General features: G+C 61.9%; 20 protein-coding genes. 6 read left to right on the top strand and 14 right to left on the bottom strand.

The features are described 5' to 3' along the window. Positions 1-79: 79 nt before the first annotated feature. The 4 genes from ACP148_RS11555 to ACP148_RS11540 form a co-directional block, all read right to left on the bottom strand. On the bottom strand, positions 80-454 hold the full coding sequence (locus tag ACP148_RS11555; protein WP_421952534.1) for a DoxX family protein: 375 nt from the start codon (positions 452-454) through the stop codon (positions 80-82). Then, entirely contained in the window at positions 454-3,912 is a 3,459-nt protein-coding gene (smc, locus tag ACP148_RS11550) for a chromosome segregation protein SMC (protein ID WP_421952533.1), read from the bottom strand. The genes ACP148_RS11555 and smc overlap by 1 nt, the downstream gene beginning before the upstream one ends. 24 nt (positions 3,913-3,936) lie before the next feature. Continuing rightward, positions 3,937-4,650, bottom strand: coding sequence for a DsbA family protein (locus ACP148_RS11545; RefSeq protein ID WP_421952532.1), 714 nt, complete (start codon positions 4,648-4,650; stop codon positions 3,937-3,939). A 119-nt stretch (positions 4,651-4,769) separates the two neighbouring features. After that, positions 4,770-5,273: a DUF721 domain-containing protein gene (locus ACP148_RS11540; RefSeq protein WP_421952531.1), complete on the bottom strand. Its 504-nt coding sequence runs from the start codon at positions 5,271-5,273 to the stop codon at positions 4,770-4,772. Between the two features lie 39 nt (positions 5,274-5,312). Here ACP148_RS11540 and ACP148_RS11535 point away from each other — a divergent pair, with 39 nt between their 5' ends. Then, entirely contained in the window at positions 5,313-6,380 is a 1,068-nt protein-coding gene (locus ACP148_RS11535; RefSeq protein ID WP_421952530.1) for an A/G-specific adenine glycosylase, read from the top strand. 319 nt (positions 6,381-6,699) lie between these two features. Here ACP148_RS11535 and ACP148_RS11530 read toward each other — a convergent pair whose 3' ends face one another. The 5 genes from ACP148_RS11530 to ACP148_RS11510 all read right to left on the bottom strand — a co-directional run bounded on the left by ACP148_RS11530 (position 6,700) and on the right by ACP148_RS11510 (position 10,635). Next, positions 6,700-7,836, bottom strand: coding sequence for a site-specific DNA-methyltransferase (locus tag ACP148_RS11530; protein ID WP_421952529.1), 1,137 nt, complete (start codon positions 7,834-7,836; stop codon positions 6,700-6,702). 94 nt (positions 7,837-7,930) lie between these two features. Next, complete coding sequence (locus ACP148_RS11525) at positions 7,931-8,572, bottom strand: ribonuclease HII (RefSeq protein WP_421952528.1); 642 nt, start codon at positions 8,570-8,572, stop codon at positions 7,931-7,933. A gap of 41 nt (positions 8,573-8,613) precedes the next feature. Continuing rightward, on the bottom strand, positions 8,614-8,997 hold the full coding sequence (locus ACP148_RS11520) for a nuclear transport factor 2 family protein (RefSeq protein ID WP_421952527.1): 384 nt from the start codon (positions 8,995-8,997) through the stop codon (positions 8,614-8,616). A gap of 15 nt (positions 8,998-9,012) precedes the next feature. Continuing rightward, positions 9,013-9,456 (bottom strand): hypothetical protein, encoded by a 444-nt coding sequence (locus tag ACP148_RS11515; RefSeq protein WP_421952526.1) that lies wholly within the window; start codon positions 9,454-9,456, stop codon positions 9,013-9,015. A 114-nt stretch (positions 9,457-9,570) separates the two neighbouring features. Beyond that, complete coding sequence (locus tag ACP148_RS11510) at positions 9,571-10,635, bottom strand: PA0069 family radical SAM protein (protein ID WP_421952584.1); 1,065 nt, start codon at positions 10,633-10,635, stop codon at positions 9,571-9,573. A gap of 164 nt (positions 10,636-10,799) precedes the next feature. On the opposite strand from ACP148_RS11510, the gene ACP148_RS11505 reads away from it, so the two are divergent. Then, on the top strand, positions 10,800-11,318 hold the full coding sequence (locus tag ACP148_RS11505) for a hypothetical protein (protein WP_421952525.1): 519 nt from the start codon (positions 10,800-10,802) through the stop codon (positions 11,316-11,318). On the opposite strand, the gene moaB is transcribed toward ACP148_RS11505, so the two are convergent. Together moaB and ACP148_RS11495 are read right to left on the bottom strand one after the other, a co-directional pair. Next, positions 11,211-11,744, bottom strand: a complete 534-nt coding sequence (gene moaB, locus ACP148_RS11500) for a molybdenum cofactor biosynthesis protein B (protein WP_421952524.1) — start codon at positions 11,742-11,744, stop codon at positions 11,211-11,213. The genes ACP148_RS11505 and moaB overlap by 108 nt on opposite strands. Positions 11,745-11,747: 3 nt before the next feature. Next, positions 11,748-13,061 (bottom strand): MFS transporter, encoded by a 1,314-nt coding sequence (locus tag ACP148_RS11495; protein ID WP_421952523.1) that lies wholly within the window; start codon positions 13,059-13,061, stop codon positions 11,748-11,750. Positions 13,062-13,331: 270 nt separating this feature from the next. Here ACP148_RS11495 and ACP148_RS11490 point away from each other — a divergent pair, with 270 nt between their 5' ends. Continuing rightward, the gene (locus ACP148_RS11490; RefSeq protein ID WP_421952583.1) at positions 13,332-14,243 is read left to right on the top strand and encodes a DMT family transporter; all 912 of its coding nucleotides are present in this window, start codon (positions 13,332-13,334) and stop codon (positions 14,241-14,243) included. Positions 14,244-14,267: 24 nt separating this feature from the next. Here ACP148_RS11490 and ACP148_RS11485 read toward each other — a convergent pair whose 3' ends face one another. The 3 genes from ACP148_RS11485 to ACP148_RS11475 all read right to left on the bottom strand — a co-directional run bounded on the left by ACP148_RS11485 (position 14,268) and on the right by ACP148_RS11475 (position 16,983). Beyond that, the gene (locus ACP148_RS11485) at positions 14,268-15,152 is read right to left on the bottom strand and encodes an NAD(P)/FAD-dependent oxidoreductase (protein WP_421952522.1); all 885 of its coding nucleotides are present in this window, start codon (positions 15,150-15,152) and stop codon (positions 14,268-14,270) included. 106 nt (positions 15,153-15,258) lie between these two features. Then, complete coding sequence (locus tag ACP148_RS11480) at positions 15,259-16,149, bottom strand: NAD-dependent epimerase/dehydratase family protein (protein WP_421952521.1); 891 nt, start codon at positions 16,147-16,149, stop codon at positions 15,259-15,261. A gap of 18 nt (positions 16,150-16,167) precedes the next feature. Beyond that, the gene (locus tag ACP148_RS11475; protein ID WP_421952520.1) at positions 16,168-16,983 is read right to left on the bottom strand and encodes a uracil-DNA glycosylase; all 816 of its coding nucleotides are present in this window, start codon (positions 16,981-16,983) and stop codon (positions 16,168-16,170) included. 58 nt (positions 16,984-17,041) lie between these two features. On the opposite strand from ACP148_RS11475, the gene ACP148_RS11470 reads away from it, so the two are divergent. From ACP148_RS11470 to ACP148_RS11460, 3 genes are all read left to right on the top strand, one after another. Beyond that, positions 17,042-18,694 (top strand): 4Fe-4S dicluster domain-containing protein, encoded by a 1,653-nt coding sequence (locus ACP148_RS11470; protein ID WP_421952519.1) that lies wholly within the window; start codon positions 17,042-17,044, stop codon positions 18,692-18,694. 278 nt (positions 18,695-18,972) lie between these two features. Continuing rightward, a complete protein-coding gene (locus ACP148_RS11465; protein WP_421952518.1) occupies positions 18,973-20,679 on the top strand; it encodes a tetratricopeptide repeat protein in 1,707 nt (568 codons plus the stop codon). Then, positions 20,679-21,548, top strand: a complete 870-nt coding sequence (locus tag ACP148_RS11460) for a 4-(cytidine 5'-diphospho)-2-C-methyl-D-erythritol kinase (RefSeq protein ID WP_421952517.1) — start codon at positions 20,679-20,681, stop codon at positions 21,546-21,548. Before ACP148_RS11465 ends, ACP148_RS11460 begins: the two co-directional genes overlap by 1 nt. Position 21,549 lies beyond the last annotated feature (1 nt).

Genomic DNA, 21,549 nt, shown 5'->3' with positions numbered 1-21,549 from the left:
ATATGTAAGGGGGTGCGGCATCCAGTCAACGCCTCCATTGTGGTGAGACAATGGCGGGGCCGCAGATTCTCCTGACAGGTCAGGCCGTGGCGGCAAGCCCCAGCAGGCCGCCGACGATTGCGATGTTGGACATGAACACACCGAACAGGGCGGAGCGTTCGGGTTCGGCCTTGTCCCAGAAATTGACCAGCATGATTGTGGCCGCAACAGTAAAGGCGATCAGCCCAAGCGCCGAATGCGGCACGAAACCACCCAGAGCCAGGGTAACGCCAAGCACCACCTGATAGGCTGACCCGGCAATCAGAACGGCCTTTGCCTGTGGCACGCCGCGGGCCCGCATGGCCCCGCTTATGGGTTCGAGCGCCCAGAAGTGCCGCAGCCCGCCAACGATAAACAGCGAGCCCATCAACAGGCGGGCGACGATCAATGCGGGTGCGATCAATTGTTCGGCCATCAGCTTGCTTCAAGGAAGGTTTCCGCGGTGCGCAGGTCGACCGAAACAAGCTGGCTCACGCCGCGCTCGGGCATGGTAACCCCGAACAGCCGGTCCATCCGGGCCATGGTGATGGGGTTGTGGGTGATGACGACAAAACGTGTCTCGGTGCGCTGGCGCATCGATTCCAAGAGATTGCAGAATCGCTCGACATTGGCGTCATCGAGCGGTGCGTCCACCTCGTCGAGCACACAGATCGGCGCGGGATTGGTGAGAAACACCGCAAAGATCAGGCTCATCGCGGTCAGCGCCTGCTCGCCGCCTGAAAGCAGCGTCATCGTCTGGGGTTTCTTGCCGGGCGGCTTGGCGATGATTTCGAGACCAGCCTGCAGTGGATCGTCGCTCTCGACGAAAGTCAGTTCCGCCGTTCCGCCCCCGAACAGCGTGGTGAACAGCTCGCGGAAATGGGTGTTGACCTTTTCGAACGCCTCGGTGAGCCGGGCGCGGCCCTCGCGGTTGAGATTGGAAATGCCGGTCCGCAGCTTGGCAATGGCTGCGATCAGGTCCTCGCGGTCGGCCACCATCTTGTCGAGCTTGTCCTGAACCTCCTCGGCTTCCTGCTCGGCCATCAGGTTTACCCCGCCCAGCCGCTCGCGCTCCGCCTTGAGCCGGTCGACGCGGGCTTCGGTGGCCGCTTCCTCGGGCAGGGCGGCCTCGGGCTTGATGCCTGCGGCCTCGGCCGTCCTGTCGGCGGAAATTCCCAGCGTTTCCGCGATCTGGCGCTCGATCTGCTGGCGCGCGGCAATGTTACCCTTGAGCCGTTCTTCCACCCGCGCCATTTCCGCACGGGTGTCGGCCAGGCCTTCGGCAGCCAGCCGCGCTGCCTTGTCCGCCTCGCGAAACGCGGTCTGGGCTTCGTTCAACTTGTCCGAAGCGCGCTTGCGGGCGTATTCGGCGTCTTCGATCTGGTCTTCCAGCTCGGCTCGCTTGAGATCGAACGCGTCCGGTGTCGCGTTGAGTTCGGATATCTGGGCTTCGATTTCGCCCTTCCGGCGCTCGAGCGTTTCGATCTGGCTTTGGGCGCCGGCCCGGCGCCGTTGCCAGCTTTCCAGTTCCTGCCCAATGCGTGAGAGCCGCGATGTCCGCATCTGCGACGCGCTTTCAAATCCAGCCAGCCGCACGCGCGCCTGCTCGGCCGCTTCGCGCAGATTGGCCAATGCGCGCTGGCGCATCTCCGCCTCGCGAACGACGTCGCCCTCGGCGCCCAGTTCTTCCAGGGCCGCCTGGGCTTCCTCGGCAATGGCCACGGCTTCGTCCAGATTTTCTTCGATCCGTAGCTGCGATTCGGCCAGCGCCGTGCGCCGCGCGGTCAATTCCGCCAGATTTTTCTGCGCGGAATCGACACCGGCCTGCGCCGCTGCAATGCCCCGTTGTGCTTCCCGCCACGCGCCCCGGCGGGCGATTTCGACCTCGCGGGCCGTTTCCACGCGTGCCCGCAAACTCGCAATTGTCGCCTGTGCCTCATTGCGCGCGGCGCGCAACGCGCTGATCTCGCTATCGAGTTCGGCGAGGCGATTGCGCTGTGACAGTCTTTGCGCAGCCGCGCTCGGTGCATCGGGCTTGGCAACGAACCCGTCCCATCGCCACAAACCGCCATCGACGCTGACCAGCCGTTGTCCGGGCTTGAGCAGAGCCATCAGCCGGGCACCGTCCGCGGCACTACCGACGATGCCGATCTGGTCGAGACGGCGCTTGAGCAGGGCAGTGCCTGAAACGTGGCTGGAAAGCGCAGTCACACCCTCGGGCAGGGCCGGGTCGTTAGGCCCCGCGCTCTGTGTCCAATAGAGCGGCGCCGCGGTATCGTTCGAAGCCTCCAGGTCGTCGCCCAGCGCCGCGCCCAGCGCGGTTTCCATTCCCGGAGCCACGCGTAGCGCGTCGACAATCGCGGGCCAGAGCGAACCGCCATCGACGTTGAGCACGCGGGCCAGAGTCTCTGCCTCGCTCTCGTGCCGGTTGAGTCTACCTTCGATATCGGCCAGTTGCGGTTGGGTACCCTCAAGCGCCGAGACAGCCTCTGCCGTCGCGATCTCGGCCGTTTCCACCTCGGCCTCGGCAATGGCGAAGGCTTCCAGAACCTGGTCGAGCGTTGCCTGGCGCTCGGCGACTGTGTGATCGGCCGCAAGGCTCTCTTCAAGCGCCGCGACATCGCGGGCAATGTCCGATTGCTGGGCCTGCAGCCTTCCAACGCGCTGGCCGGCCTCTTCGGCAGCGCGCGTCGCCTGCGTGCGTTGAGCGCGTATCGCCGCAACCGCGTCGGCCGCCGAGCGGGCCGCGGCCTCCGCTTCATCGAGCGCGGCACGGGCCTCATCGGCCTGCGCGCGGGCCATTTCGCTCGCTTCATTTTCCGCTTCCGCGGTTTCGGCCAGCTCGAGCCGTTCGCCTTCAAGCGTTTCGATCAGCCCTTCGCTGTCCCCGATCAGAGCCGTTTCGCGGGCGATGTCGGTATCGATCTGCTTGAGCCGATCGTCGAGCTCGGCGCGGCGCGAATTTGCACGCCGCAACTCGTCCTCGAGTTGGCCGCGCAAAATGGTTAGCCGCTGCAACACCGCCCCTGCGGCCGCATCGGCATCGCGCAGCGGCTGCAACTCGGCATCCATCGCCTCGACGAGTTTCTTGGCCTGGTGCTCGAGATGGGATGCCTCTGCCAGCTGGCCGACGAGCCGGCCCTGCTGCGCTTCGGTTTCTTTTTCGGCGTAACGCGTCTTGACCCAACGAATATGATAGAGCGTGGCTTCGGCGCGCCGAATGTCGCCTGAAAGCGCCCTGTAGCGTGTGGCCTGCCGGGCTTGACGCTTGAGCGTTTCAAGCTGCACCTCGACTTGGGCGATGATGTCGTCGACCCGTTCGAGGTTCTGCTCGGCAGCGCGCAAACGCAACTCGGCCTCATGACGGCGTGAATGGAGGCCCGAAATCCCCGCGGCCTCCTCGAGCAGTGCGCGGCGCTGCGTTGGCTTGGCGGCGATCAGTTCCCCGATCTGTCCCTGTCGCACAAGGGCAGGGGAGTGTGCGCCGGTTGAAGCGTCGGCGAACATCAACTGCACGTCCCGCGCCCGCACGTCGCGTCCATTGATGCGATAGACCGAACCCTGCTCGCGTTCTATGCGGCGGGAAATCTCTATGGTGTCGGCGGTGTTGAAGGCCTGCGGTGCCGTACGGTCGGAATTGTCGAGAACGACTGTGACTTCCGCGGAATTGCGGGCCGGGCGATTGCCCGAGCCCGAAAAGATCACATCGTCCATGCCCGAGGCGCGCATGGCCTTGTAAGAGCTTTCGCCCATCACCCAGCGCAGGGCTTCCACAAGATTGGATTTGCCGCATCCGTTCGGCCCCACGACCCCGGTTATGCCAGGTTCGAGGACGAGTTCGACGGGGTCTGTGAAGGATTTGAAGCCTAGGAGCTTGAGGCGCGAAAATTTCATTCCGCGCCTCGAAAAAGGGCGGAGCTAGAGGCGATTCTCGATTTCGGCGGAAAGCCCTGCATAATCAGGTGTGCCCTCGAACCTGTCCCCATTGATGTAGAAAGTCGGCGTGCCCTGCAGCCCGAACTCGTTGAGCGCCTGCTCGCGGGTCGCTTCGATAGCAGCCAACATTTCCTGGTCGGTCAAGACTTCCTCGAACCTTTCCTGTGTAAACCCGAATTGTTCGGCGATTTCGAAGATCGCCTGGCGCGGATTTTCGCTCGCGGCCCACACCGTCTGGCTTTCCATATATGCGCCGAGCACTTCGTTGTACTGGTCACCGGCGGCCTCGGCCACCATGAGGACGGCAAGATCGAGCACGTTGCGGCGGAAGGGGCGCTGGATGAAGCGGATCTTGCCGGTCGCGATATATTCTTCTTCGATCTGCGGCAGCGCGGTCATGTGGAAATTCGCGCAATGGGGGCAGGTGGGCGAAACATATTCGACAACGGTAACCGTGGCATCGACACCGCCCATCGGGCGATCCGCAAGCGGGGGATTGTTGATCGCATCGCCATTGATCGGTTCGATCGCCGATCCGTCATAGAGCGCGACGTCGCCGCTGGCTTCGGGCTCGGCGTCGTTGACGACATTGGCTGTTACTTCAGCTTCGGCACTGGAGTCGCTGCATCCGTAGACGAGCGTGGCAAGTCCGACAGTGGACCCGGCGATCAGCAGGTTTCTGCGATTGAGCGGCAATGGTTTGCTCCTTAATGGCTCAACAAATTATGGCGCACACTACACGGGGCGAATCCGGCGGCAAGGGGGCAGGGCGTTCACATGGCAGTGAAATTGGGCACAAACCGCCCAATGATCATCTATCCGCGCCGTTTTCCAAGGACACCGCGCCCCAGTTTTTCCAGAGCTTCGCGCAGTCCATCGTCCTCGATAGCTCCCGTTCGCGTCTTTATGCTGTCGATGGCGGCGCGGGGCAAGGTCTTTGGCGCCTCGGCGCGTCTGCTTTCGGCCACGAGCGGCATGGGCGAGAGGCGGACCGAGCCGACGATCAGATAGCCGAAATAGCGGTTTATGGCCGAAGCGATGGCTTGCCCCTCATGGGTCAACGCCAGCCCGTGGCCCTCCAGACACCGCAGATGCAATATCGCCCCTTCAGGATCGGGGCGGTCGCGGCGCGGCCACACCAGCTTGTCGGGCATGGAAATCTTGTCCCAGGGCGGCGGCGCGATGGTTTGCCAGTGCGCGATCAGGTCGCGGCCCGCAAAACCGCGCTTTTTCAGCGCCGGATCGAGCGCCTTGCCGATCATGTCGCCCAGCTGCACCGTGCGGTTGCTGCGCTTTGGCGGTGGAGATTTGCTGGCCATGCTTGCGCCAATGTCCTTTGGCTCTGTAGGTGTTCCATTATGGCCCATACCGCTTCCATGCAACACTCCGAAATTGCTGCCATCGATGCCGGCGCCGTGCTTGACTGGTATGACCGTCACGCGCGCCATCTGCCCTGGCGCGTCCCACCCGCCGACAGGGCGAGGGGGATAAAACCCAATCCTTACTTCGTCTGGTTGAGCGAAATCATGCTCCAGCAGACGACCATCGCCGCTGTTCGCAAATATTTTGCCGCTTTCACGACGCTCTGGCCCACAGTCGAACATCTGGCCGCCGCTCCGCTCGATGACGTTCTCGTGCAATGGGCCGGGCTTGGCTATTACGCCCGCGCGCGCAATCTTCACGCCTGCGCCATCGCCGTGATCACCCATCATGGCGGGGTATTTCCCACAACCGCCGCCGCCCTGCGCGATCTTCCCGGCATAGGCGATTACACAAGCGCCGCCATCGCCGCCATCTGTCACGACGAACAGGTCGCCGTGGTCGACGGCAATGTCGATCGGGTGGTCGCCCGCTATCTTGCCCTGCCCAGGCCCGTGCGCGAGGAAAAGTCCCTGATCCGTGCTACAGTGCAACATGCGGTGCCTGAGCGCGCTGGCGATTTCGCCCAGGCCATGATGGATCTTGGCGCCACAATCTGTGCCCCCCGCCGCGCAAATTGCCTTCTGTGTCCGCTCGAACATGACTGTTTGGCCACGAGGGCCGGCAACCCGCTCGCCTTTCCTGCTCCCCCGATAAAGCCCGAAAAGCCGCACCGGCACGGCCACGCCTTCGTTATCCGCCATCCCGAGGGCAAGGTTTTCCTGCGCCAGCGCGGACCAAAGGGCATGCTGGCCAAAATGACCGAAACGCCGGGCAGCGAATGGATGGAGACCCGGCCCGCCGTTGCTTTTCCCTTCATTGGCGATTGGTACGAGGCTGGTGAAGTCACCCATACCTTCACCCATTTCCATCTCACGCTGACCGTCTGGTCGGTCACGGTCGACAACCCTCTGGACGAAGGATGGTGGGCACAGGAAGCGCGGCTGGACAGCGAAGCCCTACCCAGCCTGTTCCGCAAGGTTCTGAAAGCTGGCGGCGTTCAATAGCGTCATGCCCGCAGTGGTGCGCGCGGTGAGACAGATGGACGAGCGCAGCGAGGACCCCGGCGATCGTTCGCCGCGCCATCGCAGGCGCAACGAAGGGCATAGGGCGGTTTTAGCCCGTCATGCCCGCAGTGGTGCGCGCGGTGAGACAGATGGACGAGCGCAGCGAGGACCCCGGCGATCGTTCGCCGCGCCGTCGCAGGCGCAACGAAGGGCATAGGGCGGTTTTAGCCCGTCATGCCCGCAGTGGTGCGCGCGGTGAGACAAAAAAAGCCCCCGGCAAAACCGGGGGCCAGAATGCCTGACTGATTGGAGGTCGAGATCAGGCAGAAAGCTTGTCGAGCGAAGCGCGTATGCGATCGCGAAGCGTGTCGAGGGGCGCCAGTTTGCTGCCATCCTCATAGTGCCAGAAGGTCCAGCCGTTGCAGGCCTCAAAGCCCTGCACCAGAGCGCCGACGCGGTGGATTGACCCGCTTTTGTCGTCGCTGACCAGTGAACCGTCGACACGAACCACTGCACTATAACGCCTTGCGGCGTCGAAAAGTTTCGTGCCCGGTGCAATCAGTCCCTGTTCGATCAGAGAACCGAAAGGAATGCGTGGCGCGGAGCGCTTGGGCACGGTGGTTTCAATGGCATTGGAATCGTGCGGTTTGATGGCGGCAATGCGTTTCAAAGCTGCATTTATATAGGCGTTTTCGCGTTCAATGCCGATGAAATGCCGGCCCAGTTTCTTTGCGACCGCACCTGTCGTGCCCGTGCCGAAGAATGGATCAAGCACCACGTCTCCCGGCTTTGTCGTGGCCATCAGCACCCGATAGAGCAGGGCCTCGGGCTTTTGGGTCGGGTGAACCTTTTCGTCATTGGCATCCCTGAGGCGTTCGCCGCCCGTACAGATGGGAAACAGCCAGTCCGAGCGCATCTGCGTGTCGTCATTGGACAGTTTGAGCGCTTCATAATTGAAAGTTGGGCGGCTCTTTTGACTGCGCGACGCCCAAATCAGGGTTTCATGAGCGTTGGTGAACCGCGTGCCGCGGAAATTGGGCATGGGATTGGCCTTGCGCCACACCACGTCGTTGAGCATCCAGAATCCCAAATCCTGCAGGGCCGCGCCCACCCGGAAGATATTGTGATACGAGCCGATCACCCATATCGCGCCATTGGGCTTGAGGATCCGACGGGCCGCCGCCATCCAGGCGCGCGTGAACGCGTCGTAATGGGCAAAGCTCTCGAACTTGTCCCATTCGTCATCGACAGCATCGACCTTGGACTGGTCGGGGCGGGTCAGGCCCTCCTCGAGCTGAAGATTGTAGGGGGGATCGGCAAAGATCAGGTCCACCGAGGCTTCAGGGAGCGCATTCATGTGCGCGATGCAGTCACCAACCAGGATCGTGTCGATGGGGAGGTGGCTTTCTTTAAGCCCCGGAGCGCGTTTCCGCGCCGCTGAACCGGTACGCAACATACTGATAACCCTAACGCAAAACTAACACGCCATTTCTACAGCGTTAGGGTTAAGCGCCGCCTAAATGTTAGGGTTAACAGGAAGTTAAGGCTGGTCAGCGCCGTGCCGCGAGCACTGGCGCAAAGCTCATACGATGCAATTCGCACGGGCCGTGCGTGGCCAAGGCTTCAAGATGCAGCGCGGTGCCATAGCCCTTGTGCTTTCCGAAGCGATAATGGGGCAGCCCGCTATCCATGACATGGCACATCCGGTCGCGGACCACCTTGGCCACGATCGATGCTGCGGCAATCGAGAGAGATTTGCCGTCTCCGCCGATCACGAACTGGCCGGTGCAGGCCAGGCCCTCGGGTACGTCGCGACCGTCGATCAGAGCCAGATCGGGCCGAACCGGCAGGGCGTCGAGCGCCCGGCACATGGCCCACAGTGTGGCGCCGCGAATATTGAGCCTGTCGATCACCTCGACTGGCGCGGCGCAGAAACCCACCTGCGCCGTCGCCATGATCTGGGCGAACAGCGCCTCGCGCCGCTCTTCGGTGAGCTTTTTGGAATCATTGAGCCCGTCAGGGATATCGTCGGGATCGAGAACAACCGCCGCGGCCACCACCGGTCCCGCAAGCGGCCCGCGCCCGGCCTCGTCGATTCCCGCGACCATCGCATGGCCGCCCGCCAGCGCAGCAGTTTCCAATGCATAGCTTGGCGCATCGACGACGATCGTTTTCGAATCACCTTTGGGCATGTGTCGAACCAATCCGATTTTTGCGGTTCGATAAAGTCCCTTCACTCCGGGCGCAGCGTTACCCATCGCCGCCGCCAGTCCGGAGCGGCGAACGGCTCGGGCCAATATTCGGTGATCCTGACGATCCGATCATCGGCACATTCAAATATCGAAACCGCCAGCGCCTTGACGGTGCCGTCCGAGATTTCCGTTTCGGTGATGGCGTGTCCGCCTGAGCCGATCACGCGCTTGACCTTAAAGGTCCACGTCCCATGGGCCGGATAGTTTTCGTTGATCGCGACGAAATCGTCCGCCGAGCCGATCACTTCCCCCGATTGAGGCCAGACGATTTCGATATTTCCGGCGAAAAGCCCCGCGGCCAGCGCCCATTGGTTGGTGCCCATCCGCCACCAGAATTCCTGTGCCAGTGTTGCCGCATCCGTCACGGGCGTTCTCCTCGCTCACCTGAAAACGCAGGATATTCCGCTCCATAGCACTTCGATTTCGGCCTTCGTTCCCGGCCCATCCGCTATGCCGAAAAGGTCTTCGGCGCCAAATTCGTTCCCCAGGGTCGATTCAAAAGTTTCGACCGGACCGGCGACCGCCTCGATATCGATCACCGGTGCGCCGATGGTCAGCCCGTTGGCAAAACCGGCCGAACTTGCGTTTGAGGTCGACCATCCGACAAATATTTCGTCCTGAAAATGCAGCGTCACGCCGTTGGAAAACCGGGCATAATCTATCGGGCCGGCGCCGCATTCTTCCATGCGGCCCTGCCCGAGCGCCTCCCCCCAGAGCTTTGTGGCCGATTTGACGGTGTCGGTCTGGCTGGTTGTTTCCATGCCGATATGCACGGACCCATACGCCGTTTCCGCGTTCAGTCCGCCGGGCGCCAGATAAAGCATAGGACTTTCCTGCGCCCATCCCATGCCTATCGGCATTGCCAACCCAAGAACCGCCCAAGCCAATCGCTTTCCGACCATCCTCGATGATCCTCCATCATGGATGGTTCGATCCTATCAGAACAGGCTAAGTTGCGCCGTCTCCTTTTGCGGATGGGCAAAAAGATCGGTGCGCAATGGCATGGCCTCGTCCTCCAGTCCCAAGCGGGCAACGGCCTTTTCAAACCGCTGCTGCATCAGAACCGCATAAGGGCCCTCTCCAGTGAACCGCGACCCGAACCGTGGGTCGTTATCGCGCCCGTCGCGATAATCGCGAACCAGGTTCATCACGTGCTTGACCTTGTCCGGATAGGTCTTGAGCAGCCATTCGCGGAAAATGTCGCGCACTTCGCCGGGCAGACGCAAAAGGATCATCGAGGCCGATGTCGCTCCCTGAGCCTTACCCGCGTCCAGTATCCGCTCGAGTTCGTGATCGTTGACCGCCGGTATCATGGGCGAAGCCATTACCTTGGTTGGAATGCCCGATTCCGAAAGCAGCTTGATCGCTTCGAGCCGTCGCGACGGCGTGGACGCTCGCGGTTCCATAAAGCGCGACAGGCGGTGATCCATCGATGTCACCGAAATGCCCACCGAAACCAGCCCCAGCTTGTTAAGCTTGGTCAGGATATCGAGGTCGCGCACGATCAGCGCCGATTTCGTGACGATCGTCACCGGGTGCCTGGCCTCCAGCAGCACCTTGAGCACCGAGCGCATGATCTTGTATTTGCGCTCGAGCGGCTGATAGGGGTCGGTATTGGTGCCGATGGCGATGGGCTTTGCCTTGTAACGCGGATTGGCCAATTCGGCCCGCAGCAATTCGGCCGCGTTGACCTTCACATAGATGTCGCGCTCGAAATCGATCCCCGCCGAATGGCCCAGATAGGCGTGGGTCGGACGGGCAAAGCAATACGAACACCCATGCTCGCATCCGCGATACGGATTGATCGAGCGATCGAACCCGATATCGGGCGAAACATTGCGCGTGATGATCGATTTGGCGCGCTCGATATGCTCGCGCGTCTCGAACCCTTCCTCGGGTTCGGGCTCCCAGCCATCGGCGAACATTTCGCGCTTGTGCGGCTCGAACCGCCCGCTCTCATTGCTCGCCGCGCCCCGCCCGCGCAGCTTTGGCGTCTCCAGCATGGGACGGCTCAAAAGGTCGACGTCGCGCGTGCCGAACAGGCGCCGCCGCGCTTCGCTGTGGCTCACATTGGGTCCTGTTTCGGCCATCGCCGGCGCTCCCATCGGAAAGATACGGGAACAAGCCGAATCGCGGCCCGTCCGTTCCATTAACCCTAGCGAAAGGAATGGAACAAAACAAGAACAAATATTGGGGTGGCGCTTGTTCAGTCGCGACCTTGGAAAAAGACGTGCCCCTATTCGTTGAGGCGCGGCATCACTTCGATGAAGTTGCAGGGCCGGAGCGTGAGCAGCAAAAGTGGTTTCCACTTTTGCGGTTCGCGAACGCGACCTTGGAAAAAGACGTGCCCCTATTCGTTGAGGCGCGGCATCACTTCGATGAAGTTGCAGGGCCGGAGCGTGAGCAGCAAAAGTGGTTTCCACTTTTGCGGTTCGCGAACGCGACCTTGGAAAAAGACGTGCCCCTATTCGTTGAGGCGCGGCATCACTTCGATGAAGTTGCAGGGCCGGAGCGTGAGCAGCAAAAGTGGTTTCCACTTTTGCGGTTCGCGAACGCGACCTTGGAAAAAGACGTGCCCCTATTCGTTGAGGCGCGGCATCACTTCGATGAAGTTGCAGGGCACGTGCCGGCTGTCGAACTGGTATTTCAGGATCGCTTCCCACGCGTCCCGGCACGCCCCGCGTGATCCGGGCAGGCAGAAAACAAAGGTGGTGCCGATCAGCCCGGCCGTTGCGCGCGACTGGATGGATGAGGTGCCGATGGTCGTGGCCGAATACTGGTGAAACAGCACGGAAAATCCGTCCATGCGCTTGTCGAACAGCGGTTCGACCGCCTCCGGCGTCACGTCACGCCCCGAAAATCCTGTCCCTCCCGTCGTCAGTACGACGTCGATGCCTTCCTCGTGCACCCAGGATTTGACCTGGCTGGCGATGGCCTGTCGGTCATCGGTGACCACGGCCCGCTCGAACACCCGGTGCCCAGCGCCCTCGATCACTTCCTTGAGCAGCGCGCCGGAGGTATCGGTTTCGAGCGTGCGCGTATCCGAAACCGCCAGAATGGCGAAGGTCACTGGCACGAACGGGTGGCTGTCATCGATCTTGTAGGGAAACATCGTTCAACCTTGTTGCGGTTCGGGGCGGTCGGCCGCAGGCGGCTCGCCCTCGTCCTCGCCCTCGTCGTCGTCGAGATTATAGCCGTTCTCTTCGGAACGTGGATCGAGGTTGAGTGTTTCGCCCGTCACCAGCCGTTCCGATGGCATGGGCTGGAACGGCGCCCGATCCTCTGCCGGCGCCGCCTCGCGGGCCCGCATGCGGACATAGGCTGTCACGGCCAGCGCTCCATGGAAAACCACGGGAACGATGAACAAAGCGACCGGACCCAGCCATTGCATGGTCATCGAAGCGGCGATCGGCCCCAGCATTTGCCCCGAACCCAGTATCAGGAGCATGCCCGAGGCCACCTTGGCGAAACTGCCCTCATCGGCAAAGTCGTTCGCATGCGCAACGGCGATTGCATAGAGCGAATAGGCGGCAAGCCCGTATAGCGCGAATAATACGTAAAGCAGGGCGTTTTCGCCGGGATTGAAAGCGATTGTGAGAACGCCCGCCACCGAGCCGATCAGCGCAACGCCCATCATCACCTTGCGTCGGTCGATCCTGTCCGAAAGCCGCCCCAGCGGCACCTGCGCGATCGCGCCCGCGACGATGGCAAGGCTCATCAGATACGCGACGGTTGCCGTCGAAAACCCGCGTTCGATGCCATAGACCGGCGCCAGTGTCCCGAAGGCCCCATTGGCCATGCCGACCGAAAAGGCGGCGACCACCGCGATGGGTGAGGTTTTGTAGAGCAGTCCCACATCAAGGCTCACCGCCTGCAGCGGCGCCGGCTGCGGCGTGCGGGTTACGGCGGTCGGCAGCACCGCGCCGATATAGGCGATGGCCGCCAGAACGAACGGGATGTATCCGGCCACCCCCGTCGCCGCGATGATCATCTGCCCGGCGGTGGAGGCAAAAAGCGTTACGCTCACATAGATCGAAAATGTCGTGCCCCGGCTTTCATTGTCCGACACTTCGTTGAGCCAGCTTTCAACCACCATTGCCGCTCCGGCAAAACAGAAGCCCGAAAAGACGCGCAGGAAAATCCAGGCGGCGTCATGGATGAAAATCAGGTTGAGCAGGATCGTCATGCAGGCGACGGCCGCCATTACCGCATAGGCACGGATATGGCCCACCCGCCGAACAAGATGCGGTACCGAAATCGAGCCCGAAATGAACCCGATTGACCAGCCCGTCCCGATCAGGCCCAGCGCCAGAAGTGAAAATCCTTCCTCCGTCCCGCGCACCGGCAAAATCAGCCCATGCATCCCCCCTGCGATCATCAGCAGCGCGGACGACATCAAAAGTGCGGAGATCTTCACCACTTGCGACATGTGGGACCTTGAATGGTTCTCTTGTTTGCGGTGCAGGTTAGCGTGTTCGTCCGGGCGTGCCTACCGCGCAAACGTGACCGCATTGCAATTCGTTTCGGCGCAAGCCGAAAAATTGTTCCGCTGCTTGTCACGTCAGGGAAACGGGGCTAGCTGATAGATCAAGCCTTCCCGCCCGCGCGGCATTATTTCCTCCGAAAGCGTCATCTGGTGTCTAAACCTGCCACGTCCTCATCCGCCGCCGCCATCTCTCCGGCGCCCCGCCGGAATGTCATGCTGGGCATCGGGCTCAAAATTGCCTCGGTTTTCGTATTCGTGGCCATGAGCGCCATCATCAAGGGGGCCGAAGGGGTGCCCGTGGGCCAGCTCATCTTTTTCCGCTCGGCCTTTGCGCTGGTTCCGGTCTTTCTCATTCTCGGCCTGCGCGGGCAGTTGGTGGATGGCTTCAAAACGAGCCGGCTCGGCTCTCACATCGTTCGCGGCATGCTGGGAACGGGGGGTATGATCCTTATCTTTTTCGGCCTTACGCGCCTGCCGCTGCCCGAAGCGACCACCATCAACTACGCAACGCCTCTGTTCATCGTCATCTTCTCGGCCGTGTTCCTGCGCGAAAAGATCAGGCTTTTCCGCTGGAGCGCGGTTGTCGTGGGATTGATAGGCGTCATTATCATCATGTGGCCGCGCCTGACCTTTCTTTCCAGCGATGCCGGCACCCTCGGGCCGCAGGCTGTTGGGGCGCTGGCCGCCTTTACCGCCTGCATGGTTTCGGCGACGGCAATGCTCACGGTGCGCAATCTGGTCAAGACCGAACGCAGCGCCACCATCGTCATCTATTTCTCGCTGGTCAGCACCGTTATCGGTCTCGCCTCGATTCCCTTCGGCTGGGTGCCGTTGAGTCTGGAGGAGGCCCTGATTCTCGTCGCGGCAGGCATTTGCGGTGGCGTGGGGCAGATCTTTTTGACCGAAAGCTATCGCCATGCCGAACTGACGACCGTTGCGCCGTTCGAATATTCCTCGATGATCCTTTCGATCGCCATCGGCTTTGTGGTTTTCCGCGAAGTGCCGACCATCGAAATGCTGATCGGCGGCAGTATTGTCACCGCCGCCGGCATTTTCATCATCTATCGCGAGCACATGCTGGGCCTTGACCGGGCCAAGGTCCGCAAGGTCTCCAGTCCGGCCTGACCCGCGCCAGCTTGCGCTGGAATGCTATCCGAACATCAGCGAGCGATGGCATGCCGCTCCGGCCATCGTGCCGTCGCCAACTGCCAGCGGCACGGATCCGGCGGCCCGCGCCGCGTCTCCGCAGGCAAAGACATGGGGCACGCTGGTCTGTTGCATCTCGTCGGTCACGATCTGACGGCCATTGGGCAATTCCTCGATGGCACAGCCCAACTGCCCGGCAATCGGGCTCGATGGCGCAACGATCGATGCAACGAACAGCCCGTCGAACGACAGGATACGCCCGTCTGACAGCCGCACATCGGCCCTCCCGGTAATCTCGGCGATCGTTACGGTTTCAAGTGTCGTCCCCCGGGCCTCCAATTGGCTCAACTGGTCGGCATCGGGCTCGAAGCTGCCATTGGGAAGGAATGTGGTTTGCCCCCAATCGGGCAGCATCAGCGCCTGATGCATGGACATGGGCGCAACACCGATCACCCCGATCTTGCCCTGATCCAATTCGTAGCCGTGGCAATAGGGACAGTGAAACACCGACTGCCCCCACCGCTCGGCAAGCCCGGCGATTTCGGGCAGCGTGTCGGTCACCCCATGGGCCAGGATCAGCCGTCTGCCGGCCATCTCGCGCCCATCCTCCAGCGCCACCGCAAATCCTTCATCTCCCTTTTTTGCGCTCGCGGCATTGCCTTCGATCCAAGTCAGGGTCGGGTAGGCCGAAAGTTGTACGCCGGCCTGCGCCGCGATCACGTCCGGCGCCACCCCGTCCTGGGTCAGGAACCCGTGCGAGTGGCTGGCAAACCGGTTGCGCCGCTTGCCTCCGTCGATGATCAGAACGCTGCGCCGCGCGCGGAGCAGGGGGAAAGCCGCGGACATCCCCGCATAGCTGCCGCCGATGATGATGACGTCATAAATCATTGCATGCCTCGATCGCTGACCGACCCCGCGAGCGGCGGGGTCATCTTGTAACATTACATATTACGTAATCTTGTGAGTTACAAGAATGGGCATCGACCCTGAAGCATCAAGTCAGGTATTGTCGCCAATTGTGCTGTTCGACAAAGCCCAGGACCTCACGAATCTTTCGGTTCGAAATCGGCGCTTCATTCACCCCCATCGCCTTCACGATCGGCGTGTTGGGCGCCCATTTGGCCAGGAATTCCTCGGTTGGCTCATTCGCGGTGATCGTATCGTTCACCGCATTGAAAACCTCAAAACCCAGCCCGTCCTTCGCAATGCAGAGATCGACGATCTGTCCCAGGTCGCGCGCGTCGATATAGCTCCAGGCATTGCGTTTGCGCGAGGCCGGGTTGGCGAGAAAGTCCTTGAAGTTGGGATATTCGTGCGGCTCGATCACATTGCCGATCCGCAACGCGTAGATATCGGCCCCCGAACGCATCGCGAACACCCGCGCCGTCTTTTCGTTGACCACCTTGGACAGCCCGTAGCTGTCCATCGGGTCGACGTCATAATCTTCCTCGAGCGGAAAACAGTGATAATCCTTGTCACCCTCGGCAAAACACACCCCGTAGGTCGTTTCGCTCGATGCGATGATGATCTTTTTGATCCCCAGCTTCACCGCCGCTTCGATCACGTTGTAGGTCGAGACCGTGTTGATCTGAAACGTGACATTGTCGGGCTTCAGCAGGATGCGCGGCACGGCGGCGAAATGGACCAATGCATCGACCGGGGCAGGGCCGTTGCCGCTCTCGAGACCCTCGAACCCGAAATGCATCGAAAGCGCGTTAAACGCCTCGCCACTGTCGGTCAGGTCCGCCGCAAGCGTGTTGACGCCCGGATGGTCGAGCGGTTGCAGGTCGATGTTGAAGACCTCGTGCCCCTGATCGAGCAGATAGGGAACCACATGGCGGCCGGCTTTCCCGCTCCCACCGGTAAAGACGATGCGCTTGCTCAATTCGAAAAGTCCTTTTGCTTAGCTTTCCAGCGCCGCCTTCACTGACAGCAGATCGGCCCAGGCCAGCCGCTTGGCCGCCGGCTGGCGCAGCAGATAGGCCGGGTGCAGTGTCGCAACGGCCCGCATGGAATGCCCGTTCACCTTCAGATCGCGCCATTGCCCCCGCAGCCGCGTGATCCCCGTATCGGTCTCAAATAGCGTCGAGGCCGAAGCACCGCCCAGCGCCACCAGCACTTTGGGCGCAACCAGTTCGATCTGCCGATAGAGAAACGGCAGGCAGACTGCGACTTCGGACGGCGAGGGCGTCCTGTTTCCCGGCGGGCGCCAGGGCACAGTGTTGGCGATATAGACCTTCGTCCGGTCCAGCCCGATTGCGCCCAGCATCCGGTCGAGCAATTGCCCCGACCGCCCAACGAACGGCTTGCCCTGCAAATCTTCCTCGCGCCCCGGTGCTTCTCCCACCAGCATGATCTCGGCCTCGGGATTGCCATCGGCAAACACCAGATTGGTCGCGCGCAATTTCAGCCCGCACCCATCAAAGGTTTCGAGCATGCCGCGCAATTGGTCGAGACTCGTCGCACTCGACGCCAGCGCCCTTGCTTCACTAGGGTCCATATCAGCTGGCCCACCAGCCACGGGCAAGGGTGGGGCAGGGCGTTGCGCCGCTTGCGGCACGATTGATGGCGCGGGCCGCCGCTGGGCTGGCGGGGGCTTGATCGCCGACTGCGCGAACCGGTCCGCTGGCTCTTCGCGAACCGCGATATCGACCCCTGCCGCGACGTACCAGTCGAGCGCGGCCAGAATTTCTTCGCGATTTAGCTGTCGATTTGTCATGCTGATTTTTGTTATGTCACACCGCGACCCGCGCTTCCACCTCACTTGGGAATGACTGATGTCCGATACGATCGAACGCGAGATGATGGAAACCGGCGTGGTGATCGTTGGCGCCGGCCCTGCCGGGCTTTCGGCAGCCATAGCGCTCAAACAGAAATCCCCCGACCTCGAAATCGTAGTCGTCGAAAAGTCCGCCGATATCGGCGGCCATATCCTTTCGGGCGCCGTCATGGACCCTGCCGGACTTGATGCGCTGATCCCCGACTGGCGCGAAAAGGGCGCTCCCGTTGGCCCCGACGTTACCGAAGACAGCTTCGTCTTTCTCACAGAAAAATCCGCAATTGGATTCCCCGATCTTTTGATGCCGCCCATCATGAAGACAAAGGGCGCCGTCATCATCTCGCTCGGCGATCTGTGCCGTTGGCTGGCCGAACAGGCCGAAGCGCTGGGCGTCGACATTTTCCCCGGGACAGCAGCGGCAGACTTCCTTACCGGCGAGAACAGCGAAATCCTCGGCATCGTCACCGGCGATATGGGCGTGGCCCGCGACGGCAGCCACAAGTCGACCTTTACCCCCGGCATCGAACTGCGCGCCAGATATACGCTCATCGCTGAAGGCGCGCGCGGCTCGCTCGCCAAGCGCCTGATCACCAAATTCGGCCTGTCCGAAGGCCGCGCGCCGCAGAAATATGGCCTCGGCATCAAGGAAATCTGGGAAATCGATCAGGCAAGGCACCAGCCGGGCAAGGTCACCCATTTCATGGGCTACCCAATGGGCAATTCCACAAGCGGTGGCGGCTTTTGCTATCATGCCCAGGACAACCGGATCTATCTCGGCCTCGTCGCTCACCTCGACTACGAAAACCCCACATTTTCCCCGTTCGGCGAGTTCCAGCGCTTCAAGCAGCACCCCCATATCGCCGAACTGCTCGAAGGCGCGACATGCCTTTCCTATGGCGCCCGCGCGCTCACTTCGGGCGGCTGGCAGTCCATCCCCAGAATGGCTTTCCCGGGCGGAGCGCTGATCGGCTGCTCGGCCGGCTTCATGAACGTGCCGCGACTGAAAGCCATCCACAACGCCATACGCTCAGGCATGGCCGCCGCCTCGGAGATTGCCGACGCCATCGCCGCCGGCCGCGCCAACGACGAAATCGCCACGCTCGACGAAGCCATTCTCGCCTCGGGCATCCGCAACGATCTCTATCCCGTCCGTGCCGTAAAACCGCTCTGGAGCAAACTGGGGACCTTTGTCGGGGTGGGGTTGGCCGGCGCGGACATGTGGGTTTCGAGCCTTGCCAAACTCTCCCCCTTGGGTGGCCTGGTTTCCGACAAGCCCGATTTCGCACGGCTCAAGCCGATTTCTGAAGTCACCCCCATCGCCTATCCCAAACCCGATGGCAAAACCACGTTCTCGCGCACCGAATCGGTCTATCGCGCCAGCATCGCCCACGATGAGGACCAGCCGGTCCATTTGCGGCTCACCGACCCTCAAGTGCCGATCCGCGACAATCTCCACAGATACGGGGAGCCCGCGCCGCTCTATTGCCCCGCCGGGGTCTACGAGGTGGTCGAGGAGGGCGGAGAGCCGGTGTTCAGGATCAACGCCCAGAACTGCGTTCACTGCAAGACGTGCGACATCAAGGACCCGGCCCAGAACATCAATTGGGTGCCCCCCGAGGGCGGAAGCGGTCCCAACTACTCGGGAATGTGAAAATCGCGTGAGGTCTCAAGACTTGCGGCGCTGGCGCATTTGCGTGAAAAGGTCTCACCAGAGCGCGTCCAGCAAAAGCATGTCCTCGACCCGATCGGGGATGGAAACGGTTTTGCGGTTCGGACGCGCGAAAGGCAAGAACTTGGAGCCATTGAGCGATTCGAAGGAAAGCGAAATGCTCTAACTGAAGCGCCAAACAATCGACAGGATTGCCGCGTTTGGCTATTGGAGATGATAGGCTGGTTTTGGGCCTGCAAGTGAGGAGTTCAGGAACAACCGTGCTAAAGCTGCTTAAACGGCCGATCCATGCCCTGATCGTTGCCGCGCTCTGCGCTGGCGTTCCCCTTTCATCATCTTTCGCGCAGCAGGACATCCTGCCCATGCGCGTATCGAGCACAATGGGCAGCTATCTGGCTGGCCTGGCGGCCATCGATGCACTGGACGCCCGCCGTGCCGCTTCGCTTTTCATGCAGGCTGCCGAGCGCGACTGGGACAACCCGGTCTATTCCAGCCAGGCCTTCCTTGCCTATCTGCTGGCCGGCGACATTTCCGAAGCCGCTACAATGGCTCAGCACGTCATCGATCTGAGCCCCGAAGACGAGCTCGCCCATCTCGTCCTTGGCTCGGTCGCACTCAAGCAGCGCCGCTACGCCTCGGCTGACCAGCTGCTTTCGCGCGTCCCCGAGGCTTCGCTGGTCGGCATCATCGCATCGGTCACCCGCGCCTGGTCCAAGGTCGGCGAAGGCGATATAGACGCCGCAAATGCCATCCTCAACCAGGTCGGGCAGGGCGGGTTCGACGAGTTCATAATCTTCCACCGCGCCATTCTGGCCGATGTCGGTGGCCAGCGCGACACCGCTATCGATCTGGCCCGCCAGGCCTACGAACTCGATCCGCTCGTCCCGCGCATCGCCGAAGCCTATATCCGCATGCTGGGCAATGCCGGACGCTTCGATGAAGCCCAGGCCGTGCTCGACACGTTTGCCGAACAGGGTGTTGAACACCCGGTCGTCGATTCGCTGCGCGAGCCCATCGCCAATGGCAAGAAGCCGGGTCTTTTCGCCGGATCGGTCCAGTCCGGCGCTGCCGAAATGCTGCACGGGCTGGGCACGGCATTGGCCCGCGACGGCTCGATCCAGCTCGGGGTCGGCTTTCTGCAACTTGCCAACTATCTCGATCCCGAAGCGGCGATCATTTCGATCTCGCTTGGCGAACTCCTGGCCAGCGCCGGGCGCTACAACGAGGCCGACGCGGTCTTCGGTGCGGTGCCCGACGATTCCCCCCTGCGTATCAACGCGCTGGTCCGCCTCGCCGAAAATATCGATCTGCGCGGCGATCGCGACGCCGCCATTTCCCGCCTTCAGAACATTGCGGTGTCCAATCCGGACAATCAGGAAGTGCAGGGTATCCTCGGCGATACGCTGCGCTATGCCGAGCGGTGGGAAGAGGCCGCGGAGGCCTATTCTGCGGTCATCGACCGGCTCGACCCGGCTCGCCCCAACGACTGGCGCTTCTATTATGTGCGCGGCATCTCCTATGAGCGCGCCAAGCAATGGGAATTGGCCGAAGCCGATTTCCTGAAGGCCCTCGAATTGCGGCCCAACCACCCCGACGTTCTGAACTATCTTGGCTATACCTGGGTGGATCGCGGCGAGAACCTTGAAGAAGCGCTCGAAATGATCGAGACCGCCGTCGAACTCTCCCCCCGCAATGGCTATATCGTCGATAGTCTGGGCTGGGCCTTCTACAAGCTCGGCCGCATCGACGAGGCCGTCGAGGTGCTCGAGGACGCCGTCAATCTCCTGCCCGCCGATCCAGAGATCAACGACCATCTCGGGGATGTCTATTGGGTCGCCGGAAGAGAGCGCGAGGCCATGTTCCAGTGGCGTATCGCCATTGATGTCGATGAAGACGGCGCCGTCACCGAGCGCGCCACGCCCAAACTTCTCAATGGGCTCGATCCGACCGCGCCCATCGGGGATTGATGTCGGTAACAGAGCCCGCTCCGGCCAAGGTCAATCTCGCGCTTCATGTCGTGGGGCGCCGGGAGGATGGGTTTCATCTCCTCCACACCCTTTGTGTCTTTACCGAACTTGCCGATCTGGTTTCGGCCGCTCCGGCCGGTAGGGACAAGCTCCATGTCACAGGCCCGTTCGGTGCCGACCTGCCCAACGGGCGCTCGAACCTTGTGATCCGGGCGCTCGAGAAATTCCGGGCCCGCTTTCCCGGCCATCTGCCCGACGGGATCGAAATTCATCTCGAAAAGCATCTGCCGATTGCCGCCGGGCTCGGTGGGGGCTCGGCCGACGCCGCCGCCCTGCTGCGTGTCCTCGCGCGAATGTGTGAGACACCCGTCGCCGATGGCGAAATTTTCGCCCTCGCCGCCACGCTCGGTGCCGATGTGCCCATGTGCCTGTTGAGCCAGCCATGCGAAGTGACCGGCATTGGCGAAAACATCGCCCCGCTGTCCACTTTCCCTCATATGCATCTGGTTCTGGTCAATCCTCTCGAGCAGATTGCCACCGCCGATGTGTTCCGGCGGCTTGAGCACAGGCACAACCCGCCAATGCCCGATCTTCCCGCTCCGCTGGACCGGGCCGCGCTTCTCTCGCTGTGGCTGGCCGACACCCGCAACGACCTCGAAACGCCCGCCATCGAGCTCGTGCCCGCCATCGCAACGATCGTGGACGCGATTGCCGCCACGTCGGGCTGCGTCACCGCCCGCATGTCCGGCTCGGGCGCCACCTGTTTCGGCCTCTACGGCAGCGCCGCCGCCGCCCACCAGGCCGCCCATGACCTGCGCGAGAAATTTTCAGGCTATTGGGTTGCCGCCACGCCTTTGCTGGGGCAATAGC

The sequence above is a fragment of the Pelagibacterium sp. genome (assembly GCF_965249125.1).
Taxonomy (GTDB): domain Bacteria; phylum Pseudomonadota; class Alphaproteobacteria; order Rhizobiales; family Devosiaceae; genus Pelagibacterium.
This window is presented reverse-complemented; position numbering and strand designations above follow the sequence as displayed.